Consider the following 15,126-nt stretch of genomic DNA (forward strand, 5'->3'; position numbering starts at 1 on the left):
GCAACGGCAATGCCGCGCTTCACGCCAACCTCTGCCATCCAGAATCGTGCGTCGGCTTGGTTAATGAGCGGTTAGCCGCGCGGATCTGGTGCCCGACAACGAGATTCGGCTCAAGCTGGTTCCAGACGTTCAGTCGGGAACGTGCTCATCATACTGCGGCAGGTCGTCAGCGATTGTGAACCACTTCGCCTTGGACCCGACAAAAATGTGCGCGCTGGGCCGTATCGTCGGCTCATCGACCAGCGTGCCCATGGCGACATGCACATAGGCGCCGTCGCGGACCAATGAATAGAGGAGCGAGCCGCATCGCCCGCAATGCGCGTCGTGGCCGCTCTCGTCGCCGAAGATCAGCAGCCCGCCCTCGCCCGCGATGAGACGGAACTTGTCGCGCTCGATACCGGCGAACGGCTTGAACGCGGAGCCCGTCGTGCGCCGGCAGTTCGAGCAATGGCAGTTCGCCGCGTAAACGAATTCGTCCGCAACCTCATAATGGACGGCGCCGCAGAAGCATTTTCCCGCAAGTACCGTAGACACCGGCTTCCTCCGCTCCTGCAACGGGTGCGTACTAGTCGAGGTCCGCCACCGCTTCGCCTGCGCCGCCCTCGATGCGATGCGAGAGCGAGGCTTCCATGAATTCGTCGAGGTCGCCGTCGAGCACGCTCGAAGGCGAGGTGCTTTCGACGCCGGTGCGCAGATCCTTCACAAGCTGATAGGGCTGCAGCACGTAGGAGCGGATCTGGTGGCCCCAGCCGATATCGCTCTTCGACGCCTCGGTGGCGTTGGCGACCGCCTCGCGCTTCTTCAGCTCTTCCTCGTAAAGCCGCGAGCGCAGCATTTCCCAAGCCTTGGCGCGGTTCTTGTGCTGGGAGCGCTCGGCCTGGCAGGCGACCGCTATGCCGGTCGCCAGATGGGTGATGCGCACCGCCGAGTCGGTGGTGTTGACGTGCTGGCCGCCCGAACCCGAGGAACGATAGGTGTCGATGCGCACGTCGGATTCGGAAACATTGATCTCGATCGAGTCGTCGATAACCGGATAGACCCAGACGCTGGCGAAGGAGGTGTGGCGCCGCGCGTTGCTGTCGTAAGGCGAAATGCGCACCAGGCGATGGACGCCGGACTCCGTCTTAAGCCAGCCATAGGCGTTGTGGCCCTTGATCATCACGGTGGCGGACTTGATGCCCGCTTCTTCGCCGTCATGGACTTCCAGCACCTCGACCTTAAACCGGCGGCGCTCGGCCCAGCGCGTGTACATGCGCAGGAGCATCGAGGCCCAGTCCTGGCTCTCGGTGCCGCCGGCGCCGGCATGGATTTCGAGATAGGTGTCGTTGGCGTCGGCCTCGCCCGACAGCAGCGTTTCGACCTGGCGCGCCTTCGCCTCGCCCTGCATCGAACGCAGCGCCGCCTCCGCTTCCGCGATGATGCCGTCGTCGCCCTCTTCCTCGCCGAGTTCAATCAGCCCGATATTGTCTTCCAGCGCCTGCGTCATCCCCTTGACGGCAGCGATGCCGTCCTCGAGCTCCTGGCGCTCCCGCATCAGCTTCTGCGCTTCGATGGGATCATTCCAGAGGCTGGAATCCTCGGCGCGCGAATTCAGGTATTCAAGTCGCTTTACAGCCTGATCCCAGTCAAAGATGCCTCCTCAGCAGGGTTATCGCCTGCCTGATCTCGTCGACGATGTTGAGCGTTTCCGCGCGCATGGCTCTTGGTTCGGTCCTGTTCTTTTCGGTCTTTTCGGAATAGGCGCGATACATAGGCACGGCATCGCTGCCTGTAAAGCGAAATGGGCCGGCACCACCCTGCCGGCCCATCGCCAAATCCGGCAACGTCAGTAGAGGCCGCCGCCGCCGTCCTGGATGGCCTGGTTGGCCTGCGGCGACAGCGCTCCGCCCGAACCGTTCGAGCCATCCGCGCCCATGCCGATCACCCAGTAGCTGTCAGCCGGACCGGTGCCAGGCTTGAAAGCCTCGATGATGGTGTTCGGATCGCCTTCGGCGGCGCGCATGCCGGTCTTGCGGTTGATTGCGATCAGCTTCATGCCGTCGGGAACCTGGAAGTCGGTGTTCGGCTTGCCGTCGAGCGCAACGCGCATGAAATCCTTGAAGATCGGGGCCGCCAAGCCGCCGCCGGTGGCGCCGTGGCCAAGGCCGCGCGGCGTGTCATAGCCCATATAGAGGCCGACAACGAGGTTCGGGGTGAAGCCGATGAACCAGGCGTCCTTCTCGTCATTGGTCGTGCCGGTCTTGCCGGCGATGTGGCGGCCGAGCTCGCCGATGGTGGCGCCGGTGCCGCGCTGCACGACGCCCTCCATCATCGAGGTGATCTGATATGCCGTCATCGGGTCGAGCACCTGCTCGGAATTGTCGACCAGCTCCGGCTCGGTCTGGTTCTTCCACTCAGTGGCGTTGCAGCCTTCGCAGCCGCGCTCGTCCTGCTTGAACACCGTCTTGCCGTAACGGTCCTGAATGCGGTCGATCAGCGAGGGTTTGATCGATTTGCCGCCATTGGCCATGATCGAATAGGCCGACACCATGCGCATGACGGTCGTCTCGCCGGAGCCCAGCGCCATCGGCAGATAGGGCGCCAGATGATCGTAGACGCCGAAGCGCTCGGCATATTCCACGACCAGCTTCATGCCCATGTCGTTGGCCAGCCGCACGGTCATCAGATTGCGCGACTTTTCGATGCCCGAGCGCAAGGTGGCCGGGCCCGCGACCGTGCCGTCATAGTTCTTCGGCGTCCAGGTGGTGTTGCCGCTCTGGATGGTGATCGGGCCGTCCATGATCACCGAAGCCGGCGTGTAGCCGTTGTCGAGCGCCGCCGAATAAACGATCGGCTTGAACGAGGAACCGGGCTGGCGCATCGCCTGGGTGGCGCGGTTGAATTCCGACTGCGCGTAGGAGAAGCCGCCGACCATGGCCAACACGCGGCCGGTATGCGGATCCATGGCGACGAGGCCGCCTTCGACCTCCGGCACCTGGCGCAGCATGTAGGTGTTGTCGGAGCCGTCGTTCTTCTGCACGAAGATCACGTCGCCGGGCTCCAGCACTTCCGCCGGAGACTTCGCCCTGACGGACTTGCCGTTGACGAAGTGGCGCATGGCGAAGCCCATGTCCTCCTTGCTGACGGTGCCCTGGACGCGCTCCTTGACCAGATCGCCGGAAATCTGCCGCGTCGGTTGGATGCCGATGGTCAGCCCGGTTGCCGAACTGTCGAGGACGACGGCCAGCGTCCATTCCGGAACATCCTCGAGACCCTTCACGTTGCCGAGCGGCACGCCCCAGTCGCCGGTGACGTCGATATGCGTCACCGGACCGCGATAGCCGCGCAGCATGTCGTATTTGAGCAGGCCGTTCTGCATCGCTTTGCGGGCGATAAGCTGGACATTCGGATCGAGCGTGGTGCGCACCGACAGGCCGCCCTCGTAAAGCGCATTCTCACCGTAGCGCGCGATGATCTGGCGGCGGACTTCCTCGGTGAAGTACTCGCCGGCAAAGAGGTAGGAACCGTTGCGGCGCGGCGTCACGCCGAGCGGTTCGGCCTTGGCCTTGTCGCCCTCCTCGCGGGTGACGTAGCCATTCTCGACCATCTGGTCGATGACCCAGTTGCGGCGCTCCAGGGCTCGGTCGGCGTGCTTGAAGGGGTGATAGTTGTTCGGGCCCTTCGGCAACGAGGCGAGATAAGCGGCTTCCGCGACTGTCAGCTCGTTGACGGACTTGTCGAAATAGGTGAGCGCGGCGCCCGCGACGCCATAGGCGCCAAAGCCGAAGAAGATTTCGTTGAGATAGAGCTCGAGGATGCGGTCCTTCGAATAGGCCTGCTCGATGCGGAAGGCCAGGATCATCTCCTTGATCTTGCGCTCATAGGTCTGATCAGAAGAGAGCAGGAAGTTCTTCGCCACCTGCTGGGTGATCGTCGAGGCGCCGACCTGGCGCCGGCCGGAACCTAAATTCTGCAGGTTGACGACGATGGCGCGGCCAAGGCCGGTGATGTCGATGCCGGGATGGTTGTAGAAGTTCTTGTCCTCGGCCGACATGAAGGCGGCCTTGACGCGGTCCGGGATAGCCTGGATCGGCAGATAGAGACGCCGCTCGCGCGCATATTCAGCCATCAGCGCGCCGTCGGAGGCATGGATGCGCGTCGTCACCGGCGGTTCGTATTTGGCCAGAACCTCGTAGTCGGGCAGGTCCTTGGTCAGATGGCTGATATAGATGGCAAGACCGGCCGCCACCAGCAGCGCCAGCGTCGTGCCGATGCCAAAGAAATAGCCGATGAGACGAATCATGCCCGCTCCAGTCCGAGGTTCGGGAATTTCCTAAACGAAGCCGACAGTCGCGCAAGCTTCCCGGGGCGGTCCCAATCCGCAATCGAAAAACCCATGTAGCGGCCATGTGGACAAAATACGGCAGCGCGAAATTTGAGGACTCGGTTGCCGAATAATAACGCCGGGTGTTGTCGTCATGCAACGCTGCTTGCGGTTGCAGGCGCCCGGCGGCTGCGGGCAGGTTCCGGCGGGTCAGCCGCCCGTCGCGGTTCCGGCCTTGGCGGCGGCAAACAGGGCGACCGCGTTGGTTATGCTTTGCGCCGCCTTGCCGCGCCAGTCGGCGTTCAGCAGTTGCGCCTCGTCCTTGTTATTGGAGAGGTAGCCGAGCTCGACCAGGACGGACGGCACGTCCGGGGCCTTGAGCACCCTGAAGCCGGCCGAGCGCTGCGGATTGTTGATCATGCCGACGCTGGTCGACAGCTGACCGACCAGTGTGTGGGCGAAGCTCATCGAGAAACCATGGGTCTCACGGCGGATCAGGTCGATCAGAATGTCAGTAACTTCCTTGTTGTCGTCCTCGATCTTCATTCCGGCGAACTGGTCGGACAGGTTCTCGCGATCGGCGAGCGCCTGGGCTTCCGGGTCGGAAGCCTTGTCGGAAAGCGTGTAGACCGTGGCGCCGCGAAGACCTTTGACGGCGATGGTATCAGCATGGACGGAGATCAAAAGATCGGCCTCGTGCTGGCGCGCGATGCGCACGCGTTCGTCGAGCGCCAGGTACACGTCGTTGTCCCGTGTCATGTAGACATCGTATTTGCCGACCGCGGCCAGCTTGTCGCGCAGTTCCTTGGCAAAAGCGAGCGTGACGTCCTTCTCGACCGTGCCGGCGGAGCTTTCGGCGCCGCCATCGACGCCGCCATGACCGGGATCGATAACCACCGTGAAGCGATGGCCGGGCGCCGAGACCGGTCCGGTGCCGACCCGTTCGCCTTTTTCGGTCGAAACCGTCGAACCAGTGGTCAGCGACTGGTTGGCGAGAGCTTCGTCGAACTCCCGCTCGGAGGCAGCCGACATATCGATGGCGATGCGGTAGCCGCTGCCGTCGTCATTCTTGAGCACGTCGAGCTTGTCGATGACGAAAGGGCCCTTGCCGGTGAGGATCAGGCGCGAGCCATGTCCCTGATCGCCGTAGCGAACTGCCCGTACAAGACCCCGCGGCTTCACATCCTTGGCGTCGAGCGCGAATCGCGTGCGCGGCAGATCGACGACCAGGCGATTGGGACCGCGCAGCAGGAACCATTTGACGTCCGGCTCGTGGTCGAAATTCACGACGATGCGCATCTTGGCGGCGTCGCCGGCCATCTTGTAGCCGGTCGCGCCAAGCAAGGTTTCGGCGTGCACGGCGGCGGCGAAACAGGACAGGACCGCCAGCAGCAAGCCAGTCCAGGTCACGCGCAGGAGATGCCCGGCGGCCCCACCTCTCTTGTTTGCGGCGCCCGCCGATCCCATCACTTATCCGTCGCTCCCGGTTTGACGCATTGCGCCCGGTCTTCTCGCAGAATGCCTGTCAGGCCGCCAACTCGATTAACGATTGGTATTCAGAGAAGGTTAACCAAGCCTTTCATAGAGCGGGATGAAGGCGCCTTCCCCAGGGGAAGCGCTTTTTGCCGGCATCCGAAATCGGGGTTGCCTTCCATCCCGCCAAATCATAAAAGCGACATTGGATCACTGCAATCCTGGAACCGCTCGCCTCAGCAGTTTCCTGCCAAAGGCTGGATGCAAAGGCGGCTCCTTTACCCTTCCAGGCTCAGGTGGTCGCGACGATTTTCGCAGGCGTGCCCTCGTGGCGGGGGAATCGCTTGCGTGAGGAAAACGGCCGGGATTGTCCCGCGCCGGCTCTTTATGAGCAAACAAGCTGGTCCGGCTTAGCCCGGGCTTTGGTTCAAAAGGTTCTGCCGGGTGCCGATGGCTTCAAGCGCAATCATGGAAAGGTCCGCATCAAACCGCGCCGTAATGGCTGCGGGCGGCACCGCCATTGCGCTCAAGCGGCGGCCGGCGGACATTCAATTATCCGGCATGCACACAGATACAGGCGCACAGCGGCGGGCATTGCCACGCCAGCTGCGGCCGTCGGCTGCCGGCAGGAAACAAAATAATGCCCAACAAGATGCTGATAGACGCCTCCCACCCGGAGGAAACACGCGTTGTTGTCGTTCGCGGTAACCGCATCGAAGAATTCGACTTTGAATCCCAGGACAAAAAGCAGCTCAAAGGAAACATCTACCTCGCCCGCGTAACCCGCGTCGAACCGTCCCTCCAGGCGGCCTTTGTCGAATATGGCGGCAACCGTCACGGTTTTCTCGCCTTTAGCGAAATTCATCCCGATTATTACCAGATCCCGGTCGCCGACCGTCAGGCTCTGCTGCGCGCCGAGGCGCAGGAGGCCGAGGACGAAGACGACGAGGAGGCCGAGAACGGCGAAGAGCAGCAGGCCCGCGACCGCGGCGGCCGGCGCAACCGCCGGCGCGGCGGCAAGAACCGCGACCGCGGCGAGCACAAGCACGCTTCCTCCGAGAACGAGGAAAGCCCGGTCGAAGCAATAGCCGTTGACGAAACCGCCGCTGCGGTTGCCGAGGGCGAGGAAGCCGCCGGCGAGACCGCCGCTACCCCGGCAGAAAATGCCGGAACAGCCTCCGAGGCCGTCGAGGCCGTATCGGAAGCGGCTGAAGGACCCGCCGCCGAGGCTGGCGGAGATGACGCCACGGACAACGACAATGGCAAGCCTTCCGAAGGCGGTCCTACTTCGATTGCCGCGAGCATCGATGCCGACGTGATTTCCGAGGCGATGCCGCAGGCGGATCAGCAGAGCGGCGAAGCAGCCGTTAGCGACGATGATCGCGGCATGCTGGAGGACGTCTCGGCCTCGCATTCGGACGAGCACGAGGTCGAATCGGTCGGCGCCGAGGACGCGCTCGAGGAAATCCGCAATCGCCGCAAGCCGGTGCGTCGCCAGTACAAGATCCAGGAAGTCATCAAGCGCCGGCAGATCCTTTTGGTGCAGGTGGTCAAGGAAGAGCGCGGCAACAAGGGCGCGGCGCTCACCACCTATCTGTCGCTTGCCGGCCGCTATTCGGTGCTGATGCCGAACACGGCGCGCGGCGGCGGCATCTCGCGCAAGATCACCAACGCCCAGGACCGCAAGCGGCTGAAGGAGGTCGTGGCCGATCTCGACGTGCCGCAGGGCATGGGCGTCATCCTGCGCACCGCCGGCGAGAGCCGCACCAAGGCCGAGATCAAGCGCGACTACGAATATCTGATGCGGCTTTGGGAAAACGTCCGCAACCTGACGCTGCAGTCCTCGGCCCCAGCCCTGGTCTATGAGGAAGGCAGCCTGATCAAGCGCTCGGTGCGCGACCTCTACAACAAGGACATCGACGAGATCCTTGTCTCCGGCGAAGACGGCTACCGCGAGGCCAAGGATTTCATGCGCATGCTGATGCCGAGCCACGCCAAGGTGGTTCAGCCATTCCGCGACACCACGCCGATCTTCGTGCGCAACGGCATCGAAGCGCAGCTCGACCGCATGCTGCAGCCGCAGGTGACGCTGAAGAGCGGCGGCTACATCATCATCAACCAGACCGAGGCGCTGGTTGCGATCGACGTCAACTCCGGCCGCTCCACCAAGGAGCATTCGATCGAGGAGACGGCGCTCCACACCAATCTGGAAGCGGCAGAGGAAGTCGCGCGGCAGTTGCGGTTGCGCGACCTTGCCGGTCTGATCGTCATCGACTTCATCGACATGGAGGAGAACCGCAACAACCGCTCCGTCGAGAAGCGGCTGAAGGATCACCTCAAGAACGACCGTGCCCGTATCCAGGTCGGCCGCATCTCGCACTTCGGCCTGATGGAAATGTCGCGCCAGCGCATCCGCGCCAGCGTGCTGGAATCGACCATGAAGCCTTGTCCGCATTGCGGCGGCACGGGCCATGTGCGCTCCGATTCCTCCGTGGCGCTGATGGTCGTGCGGGCGATCGAAGAATTCCTGCTCAAGGATTCGCGCAGCCACATCATCGTGCGCACACCGTCGGCGACCGCGCTCTATGTGCTCAACCATAAGCGCGCCAACCTGGTGGAGCTCGAAGCCCGCTTCGGCCTGACCATCACGATCGAGGCTGACGAGACGCTCGGCACCCAGCACTACGCGATTTTCCGCGGCGCCATTGCCGAGAAGCCGGAAGGCTTCGTCGAGGTGCGCAGCCTGCCGGCCTATGTCGAGCCGGAAGAGCCCGAGGACGAGATCGTCGTCGAGGAAGCGGAGGAGGAAGTCTCGGTCCAGCCCGAACAGCCGCGCCACGCGCAGCAGGGCCAGCACCAGCAGCGGTCCGAGGATGGCGAAGGCCGTGACCGCAAGCGGCGCAAGCGCCGGCGGCGGCGCGGCGGCAGGGATCGCGACCGCGAGCACAATGGTGACGTCGCGGCGGCGCCGATGGAAGCCGGCGAAACCGATGACGACGATATGAAGCAAGAGGCCGCCGACGAGGCAACCGCCGGCGGCGAGGCTGTAGCGGCCACTCCCGACGACGGTTCCGGAAAGAAGCGCCGGCGCGGGAAGCGCGGCGGTAAGCGCAACCGACGTGACGACGAAGCTTCGGAGGCCGTTGGCAGCGAAACCGTGGGCGACATCGAGGGTGAGCCGGTTGAAGGCCAGGATGCCGTAAGCGAGCCGGCGATGGCCGCTCCTGCGGAGGAACCTGCTGCTCCCGCCGCGGCTAATGACGATGCCGAGGCGGTCGAAAAGCCGAAGAAGCCCCGCCGTTCGAGGGCTAAGAAGGTGGCTGAGGAAGCCGCGGCCGAGACGGTATCGGAGCCTGTGGCCGAGGCTCAGGTCGCGCCCCCGGCTGTCCAGCCCGGGCCGGAGCCGGCCGCTGCCGCTCCCGCGGCCACCGAGGCGGAGCCTGCCACCAACGCCCATCCGACGCGGCGCAAGCCACAGTCAGTCGACGCGCCGGTTGTTCCCGTCGTGTCTTCGAACGTCTCCGACGAGGCCAAGACCGAAGAGAAGCCGAAGCGCGCCGGCTGGTGGCAGCGCAAGGGCTTTTTCTAAGCTCTTCATATCGTTAGGCTGATCTTTTGAGACAATCCCGCGCCCCATCAGGCGCGGGATTTTCATTTTCGCTGACTGCCTTTTCAGCGCAGCTCCGGGTGGCAAACCGCCAGCGCTTTGCTGTTTTACGGCGCGAAGATCGACCAGTTCATCATCCGGGCGAGCTTCTCCATAGCGATGGAGCCGAGCTTGGAGTTGCCGTTCTCGTTGAGGCCGGGCGACCACACCGCCAGCGAAGCAACCCCTGGCACGATGCCGAGAATGCCGCCGCCGACACCGCTTTTGCCGGGGATGCCGACGCGGAAGGCAAAATCGCCCGAACCATCATAGTGGCCGCAGGTCAGCATCAGCGCGCCGATGCGGCGTGCCCGTTCGGCCGAGACGACCGAATGCCCGGTCGCCGGGTTCCTGCCGCCATGGGCTAGAAACCGGCCGGCCATGGCGAGCTGACGGCAGCTCATGGCAACCGCGCAATGGTGGAAATAGACACCCAGCGCGAGCTCGGGAGCATGATGGAGATTGCCGAAGGATTTCATGTAGTTGGCCAGGGCAAAGTTGCGGTGGCCGGTGGCGCGCTCGGATGCCGCTACCTCGCGATCGATGATGATCGTCTCGTCATCGGCAAGGAACTGGATGAAACGCAGGATTTCGCCGATCGCCTCGCGCGGCTGATGGCCGGCGAGCAGGACGTCGGAGACCACGATGGCCCCGGCATTGATGAACGGATTGCGCGGGATGCCGTTCTCATGCTCGAGCTGGACGATCGAGTTGAACGGGTTGCCGGATGGCTCGCGGCCGACGCGATGCCATAACGCATCGCCGACCTTGCCCAGCGCCAGCGTGAGCGTGAAGACTTTCGAGACGCTCTGGATCGAAAAGGGCTGATCGGCATCGCCGGCCAGTATGACGCGGCCGTCATTGGTCACGGCGGCAATGCCGAATTTCTTCGGATCGACCTTGCCCAACTGCGGGATATAGCTCGCCACCTCGCCGCGATCGCTGCGCTCCGCCATTTCGGCGGCCACTTCCGCCAGTGCTTGCTCGAGTTCCGGCATGGCGGTTATTTCAGCCAGCGTTCGATGCGCGCCAGCGCCTCGATCATGTCGTCATGGCTGCCGGCATATGAAAAGCGCATGGTGCGATGGCCCTGCAGCGGGTCGAAATCGCGGCCGGGCGTTGCCGCGACATGCGCCTCGGCCAGCATCTTGCGCGCAAAGGCCATGCTGTCGTTGGTGTGGCGCGTGACATCGCAGAACGCATAGAAGGCGCCGTCCATCGGCGCGGCGAGCGCAAAGCCGAGTTCCGGCAGGCGCTTCATCAGAAGGTCGCGGTTCCAGGCGTAGCGCGCCTTCACCTTTTCCAGTTCCTGCGTTGCCTTGAATGCCTCGATCGCCGCGACCTGCGACAGTTCAGGCGGCGAGATATAGAGGCTCTGGGCAACACGCTCGACCGGCCGCACAAGCTCTTCCGGCAGCACCATCCAGCCGATCCGCCAGCCGGTCATGCAATAGTATTTCGAAAAGGAATTGATCGCGGTCACGCCGGCGCCATGCACCAGGGCGGTGACATCCGGCGCCGCGTAGGCCAGCCTGTGATAGATTTCGTCGGAGATCACGGCGATGCCGAGCTCCTCGGCGGTTTTCACCAGCGCGGCAAGCTCATCGGCCGGAATCACCGCGCCGGTCGGATTGGCGGGACTGGCGAACAGCACGCCCTTCAGCGGCCTCCCGCGATGGGCTGCCTTGAGGTGCTCGGCATGCAGGTAGGCATCCGAGCCGAGCTCTATCTCGACGATCTCGATGCCGAGCGCGGCCATGATGTTGCGGTAGGCGGGATAGCCGGGCGCGGCGATGGCGACACGGTCGCCCGGATCGAACATGGCCAGGAAAGCCAGGTTGAAGGCGGCAGATGAGCCGGTCGTGACGGCAATGCGCGATGGCGCGACGTCGATACCGTAGTGCTCGCCGTAATGCCGCGCGATCGCCTTGCGCAGATCGGCCAGACCCAAGGCGTCGGTGTAGCCGATGCGGCCATGCCGCAGGGCCGCGGCCGCCGCCTCGCGGACCCCGACCGGTGCGGGATCCGACGGCTGGCCGACCGCCATCGACACCACGGGCACGCCGGTGGCCTTCAGCCGGTTGGCTTCGGCCAGGATGTCCATGGCGTGGAACGGCTCGACTTCCCCGCGGCGCGAAAGCGAAACGACCATCTGACCTCTTCCAACTGCTCTATTTGGGCGAATTCTGGACGCAAGCCAGAGCAGACTTGCCCTAACTGCCCTAGTTGCGGGACAGCGCCGCACAAATGCCCGATTGATGTGGGGATCACAAGCGCGCAGGAAGTTGCCGGCGCCGACTTTTCATCTTTCGCCCGCTCGTCTACCAGTGGACCTATGTTGAGCCGACCCCGACCGTTAATTGGCAAAGCGATCTCACTCAGCCGAACCGCGCGCGGCTTCGCGACGCTTCTGCTGGCCGCCACGGTTGCTTTATCGAGCTCGGTCAGCGCCTTCGCGCAGGGCGTTCCGGTGGTGCGCGACGCCGAGATCGAGGCGCTGGTGCGCGATTATGCCCGGCCGATCTTCAAGGCGGCGGGGCTTGCCAATGACGGCATCGACATCGTTCTGGTCAACGACCAGAGTTTCAACGCCTTCGTCACCGGGCGGCGGCTGTTCATCAACACCGGCGCACTGGTGACCGCCGAGACGCCGAACGAGATCATCGGCGTCATCGCGCACGAGGCCGGCCATATCGCCGGCGGCCACCAGGAGAAATTGCGCGACCAGCTCGACCGCGCCAAGACCATGGCCATCATCGCCACGCTGCTCGGCGCCGGCGCCATGGTGGCCGGCGCCACCACCAACAGCCGCGGCCTTGCCGGCGCCGGCATGGGGGTGGCCGCCGGCGGTGGCGAGATGGCGCAGCGCTCGATCCTGGCTTATCAGCGCACCGAAGAGATCACCGCCGACCGTTCGGCGATCACCTATCTGAACGCCACCGGCCAGTCCGGCATGGGCATGCTGAAGACCTTCGCCCGCTTCCAGAGCGCTCTCTCGCTCGCCGGCACCCAGGTCGATCCCTACCGGATCAGCCATCCGATGCCGCAGGAGCGCATCGCCAACCTCGAAGTTCTCGTCAAGCAAAGCCCCTTCGTCAACGCTGTCGACCCGCCGGCACTGCAGCAGCGGCACGACATGATGCGCATCAAGATCGCGGCTTATATGCAGGGCCAGGCAGCCGTCGCGCGGCTGATGCGCAAGAACCCGACCAGCCTCGCCTCGCGCTATGGCGACGCGCAGCAGACCTATCTTTACGGCAATCCGGGCGCGGCGCTCGCCAAGACGGCGGCGCTGATCAAGGAACAACCGAAGAACCCCTATTTCCACGAATTGCGCGGCGACATCCTGATGAAGGTCAACAAGCCGAAGGACGCGGCGGACGCCTATGCCAAGGCGGCCAGCCTCGATCCCGCGCGCTCCGGCCTGCTGCTGGTTTCGGTCGGCCAGTCGCTGATGGCGGTCGGCACGCCCGATTCGCTGAAAAAGGCTGTCACGCAGCTCAACAACGGCGTCGCGCGGGACAGGGAGAATTCCGAGGCCTATCGTTTTCTGGCGCAGGCATATGGCGAGCTCGGCGACATTCCGGCTGCCGATCTTGCCACCGCCGAGGGTCACTATTATGCGGGCGACTACAAAAACGCTAAGATCTTCGCCATGCGCGCTCAACAGAAATTGAAGCGCGGCGAACCCCGCTGGGTCCGTGCGCAGGATATTATAAACTACACGCCATCGAACAAACTCAAATGAACCTCCCGGGCCCTGGCGACGACCAAGGCGGACCGGAACCGGCAAAAGGAACGACGATATGAACAAGGCAATCCTGCTTGGCAGCGCCGGCGGTCTGGCGGTGGCGCTCGGCATGCTGGCTTTCGGTTTCATGGCGGGAAACCCGCAGCCCGCGAGGGCCGACACCGTGCAAGTCGCCCAGGTCACGTCTTCCACCGATACCAAGGCCTCCGCCGATACCAAGATCGATCGCAAGGAGGTCGAAGGCATCATCCGCGACTATCTCTTGAAGAATCCGGAAGTTCTACTCGAGGTGCAGGACGCGCTCGAGGCCAAGCAGAAGGAAGAGCAGCGGCTCGCGGCGCTCGGCGTCATCAAGAACTCCAAGGACGAGATCTTCAACTCGACCTTCGACGGCGTCGTCGGCAACCCGAAAGGCAAGGTCACGATCGTCGAGTTCTACGATTACAATTGCGGCTTCTGCAAACGCGCCATCGAGGACATGCAGGCGCTGACCAAGTCCGATCCGGATCTGCGCTTCGTGCTCAAGGAGTTCCCGATCCTCAGCCCGGATTCGCAGAAGGCCAGCGTCGTCTCCATGGCGTTCCACCTGATGCATCCGGAGAAGTATCGTGAGTTCCACACCGCGCTGCTCGGCGGCCAGGGTCGCGCCACCGAGGCGACCGCGATCAAGGTGGCGCTTTCGCTCGGCGCCGACGAGGCAGCGCTGCGCGAGAAGATGAAGGACCCGCGCATCGCCGAAACGCTCTCGCGCACCTATGATCTTGCGACGAAACTGTCGATCACCGGCACGCCGTCCTATGTCGTCGGCAACGAGGTGATCTTCGGAGCGCTCGGCCAGCAGGTTCTGGCGGAAAAGATCGAAGAGGCAAAAAGCGCGCTCTAGGCGCGCCCGCGGTGTAAAAGCCGGCCGCTGTGGACAGCGAAAGAACGCACTTGCGCTCTTTTCGCGGGCGGCTATGCCCATTATAGAGGCCCAGTGCGCCGGCTTGGGGTCGGCGCAGAACAAGGTCGGCATATTGAAAACGATTTTCGTCCTCAACGGTCCCAATCTCAATGCGCTCGGCAAGCGCGAGCCGGGGATTTATGGCGGTAAGACGCTTGCGGCCATCGCCGAGGACTGCAAGGCGGCCGGCGCCGCGCTCGGGCTCGAGATCGATTTTCGCCAATCCAACCATGAGGGCGATCTGGTCGACTGGATCCAGGAAGCCAGCGAGAAGGCGGCAGGCATCGTCATCAACCCAGGCGCCTACAGCCACACATCGATCGCCATCCATGACGCCATCCGCGCCGCAGCACCGCTGCCCGTCGCGGAAGTCCATCTTTCCAACATCCACGCGCGGGAGCCCTTCCGCCACGTCTCCATGGTCGCGCCGGTCGCTGTCGGCATGATCTGCGGGTTCGGGCCTCTTGGCTACACGCTCGCGCTGCAGGCACTGGCGGCACGCCTGTGACCGACCCCCAAACAGAAGGCTCGAAAATGTCGATAAAAAAGAACGGTGTTGACCAGCAGCTGATCCGCGATCTGGCGGGCATTCTGAACGACACCAATCTGACCGAGATCGAGGTCGAGCTCGGCGACCTCAAGGTGCGCGTCTCGCGCCAGGCGCAGGCCGTCCATGCGGTTGCAGCGGCGCTGCCGGCGCCCGCCGCGGCTCCTGCGACCGCCGCGGCTCAGCCAGCAACGGCAGCCGCGGCCGCCGATATGTCCAAGAACGCAGTGCCCTCCCCGATGGTCGGCACCGCCTATCTGGCACCCTCACCCGACGCCAAGGCGTTCATCGAGGTCGGCCAGAAGGTCAAGGAAGGCCAGACGCTGCTCATCATCGAAGCGATGAAGACGATGAATCAGATCCCCTCGCCGCGTGCCGGCACGGTGACGGCGATCCTCATCGAAGATGCCCAGCCGGTCGAATACGGAATGCCGCTGGTGGTTCTTGAGTAGAGCCGGGAACA

General features: G+C 63.9%; 12 protein-coding genes. 5 read left to right on the forward strand and 7 right to left on the reverse strand.

The window, feature by feature from the left end; genetic code table 11:
- Positions 1-129 precede the first annotated feature (129 nt).
- The 5 genes from LB529_RS27455 to LB529_RS27475 form a co-directional block, all read right to left on the reverse strand.
- The gene (locus LB529_RS27455) at positions 130-534 is read right to left on the reverse strand and encodes a GFA family protein (protein ID WP_224532352.1); all 405 of its coding nucleotides are present in this window, start codon (positions 532-534) and stop codon (positions 130-132) included.
- A 31-nt stretch (positions 535-565) separates the two neighbouring features.
- Positions 566-1,697 (reverse strand): peptide chain release factor 2 gene (gene prfB, locus LB529_RS27460; protein ID WP_140636761.1). Its coding sequence is split into 2 segments (ribosomal slippage): positions 566-1,630 and positions 1,632-1,697, totalling 1,131 coding nucleotides; the frame shifts between segments, so codons are not numbered across the junction.
- 128 nt (positions 1,698-1,825) lie between these two features.
- Positions 1,826-4,282 carry a penicillin-binding protein 1A gene (locus LB529_RS27465; RefSeq protein WP_140842825.1) on the reverse strand — a complete coding sequence of 819 codons (2,457 nt, stop codon included), beginning with the start codon at positions 4,280-4,282 and terminating at the stop codon, positions 1,826-1,828.
- 231 nt (positions 4,283-4,513) lie between these two features.
- Entirely contained in the window at positions 4,514-5,770 is a 1,257-nt protein-coding gene (locus LB529_RS27470; protein ID WP_095767602.1) for an N-acetylmuramoyl-L-alanine amidase, read from the reverse strand.
- 416 nt (positions 5,771-6,186) lie between these two features.
- Positions 6,187-6,324: a hypothetical protein gene (locus LB529_RS27475; RefSeq protein WP_176477023.1), complete on the reverse strand. Its 138-nt coding sequence runs from the start codon at positions 6,322-6,324 to the stop codon at positions 6,187-6,189.
- Positions 6,325-6,416: 92 nt separating this feature from the next.
- Between LB529_RS27475 and LB529_RS27480 the strand changes: the two genes are divergently transcribed.
- On the forward strand, positions 6,417-9,365 hold the full coding sequence (locus tag LB529_RS27480; protein ID WP_224712838.1) for a ribonuclease E/G: 2,949 nt from the start codon (positions 6,417-6,419) through the stop codon (positions 9,363-9,365).
- 125 nt (positions 9,366-9,490) lie between these two features.
- On the opposite strand, the gene LB529_RS27485 is transcribed toward LB529_RS27480, so the two are convergent.
- The gene (locus LB529_RS27485) at positions 9,491-10,420 is read right to left on the reverse strand and encodes a glutaminase (RefSeq protein WP_224712839.1); all 930 of its coding nucleotides are present in this window, start codon (positions 10,418-10,420) and stop codon (positions 9,491-9,493) included.
- A gap of 5 nt (positions 10,421-10,425) precedes the next feature.
- Positions 10,426-11,574, reverse strand: a complete 1,149-nt coding sequence (locus LB529_RS27490; RefSeq protein ID WP_224712840.1) for a pyridoxal phosphate-dependent aminotransferase — start codon at positions 11,572-11,574, stop codon at positions 10,426-10,428.
- A 183-nt stretch (positions 11,575-11,757) separates the two neighbouring features.
- On the opposite strand from LB529_RS27490, the gene LB529_RS27495 reads away from it, so the two are divergent.
- From LB529_RS27495 to accB, 4 genes are all read left to right on the forward strand, one after another.
- The gene (locus tag LB529_RS27495; protein WP_224712841.1) at positions 11,758-13,170 is read left to right on the forward strand and encodes a M48 family metalloprotease; all 1,413 of its coding nucleotides are present in this window, start codon (positions 11,758-11,760) and stop codon (positions 13,168-13,170) included.
- Positions 13,171-13,228: 58 nt separating this feature from the next.
- On the forward strand, positions 13,229-14,056 hold the full coding sequence (locus LB529_RS27500; protein WP_140842817.1) for a DsbA family protein: 828 nt from the start codon (positions 13,229-13,231) through the stop codon (positions 14,054-14,056).
- 133 nt (positions 14,057-14,189) lie between these two features.
- Positions 14,190-14,624, forward strand: coding sequence for a type II 3-dehydroquinate dehydratase (aroQ, locus tag LB529_RS27505; RefSeq protein WP_095767887.1), 435 nt, complete (start codon positions 14,190-14,192; stop codon positions 14,622-14,624).
- 26 nt (positions 14,625-14,650) lie between these two features.
- On the forward strand, positions 14,651-15,115 hold the full coding sequence (gene accB / locus LB529_RS27510) for an acetyl-CoA carboxylase biotin carboxyl carrier protein (RefSeq protein ID WP_095767608.1): 465 nt from the start codon (positions 14,651-14,653) through the stop codon (positions 15,113-15,115).
- The last annotated feature ends 11 nt before the right edge of the window (positions 15,116-15,126 follow it).

Source organism: Mesorhizobium sp. CA5 (genome assembly GCF_020165105.1).
Classification (GTDB): domain Bacteria; phylum Pseudomonadota; class Alphaproteobacteria; order Rhizobiales; family Rhizobiaceae; genus Mesorhizobium.

Bases quoted from the DNA above. Each gene is read 5' to 3' on its own strand.
- LB529_RS27465 (WP_140842825.1), bottom strand. From the start codon at position 4,282: ATGATTCGTCTCATCGGCTATTTCTTTGGCATCGGCACGACGCTGGCG.
- LB529_RS27470 (WP_095767602.1), bottom strand. From the start codon at position 5,770: ATGGGATCGGCGGGCGCCGCAAACAAGAGAGGTGGGGCCGCCGGGCAT.
- LB529_RS27475 (WP_176477023.1), bottom strand. From the start codon at position 6,324: ATGTCCGCCGGCCGCCGCTTGAGCGCAATGGCGGTGCCGCCCGCAGCC.
- LB529_RS27480 (WP_224712838.1), top strand. From the start codon at position 6,417: ATGCCCAACAAGATGCTGATAGACGCCTCCCACCCGGAGGAAACACGC.
- LB529_RS27485 (WP_224712839.1), bottom strand. From the start codon at position 10,420: ATGCCGGAACTCGAGCAAGCACTGGCGGAAGTGGCCGCCGAAATGGCG.
- LB529_RS27490 (WP_224712840.1), bottom strand. From the start codon at position 11,574: ATGGTCGTTTCGCTTTCGCGCCGCGGGGAAGTCGAGCCGTTCCACGCC.
- LB529_RS27495 (WP_224712841.1), top strand. From the start codon at position 11,758: ATGTTGAGCCGACCCCGACCGTTAATTGGCAAAGCGATCTCACTCAGC.
- LB529_RS27500 (WP_140842817.1), top strand. From the start codon at position 13,229: ATGAACAAGGCAATCCTGCTTGGCAGCGCCGGCGGTCTGGCGGTGGCG.
- accB (WP_095767608.1), top strand. From the start codon at position 14,651: ATGTCGATAAAAAAGAACGGTGTTGACCAGCAGCTGATCCGCGATCTG.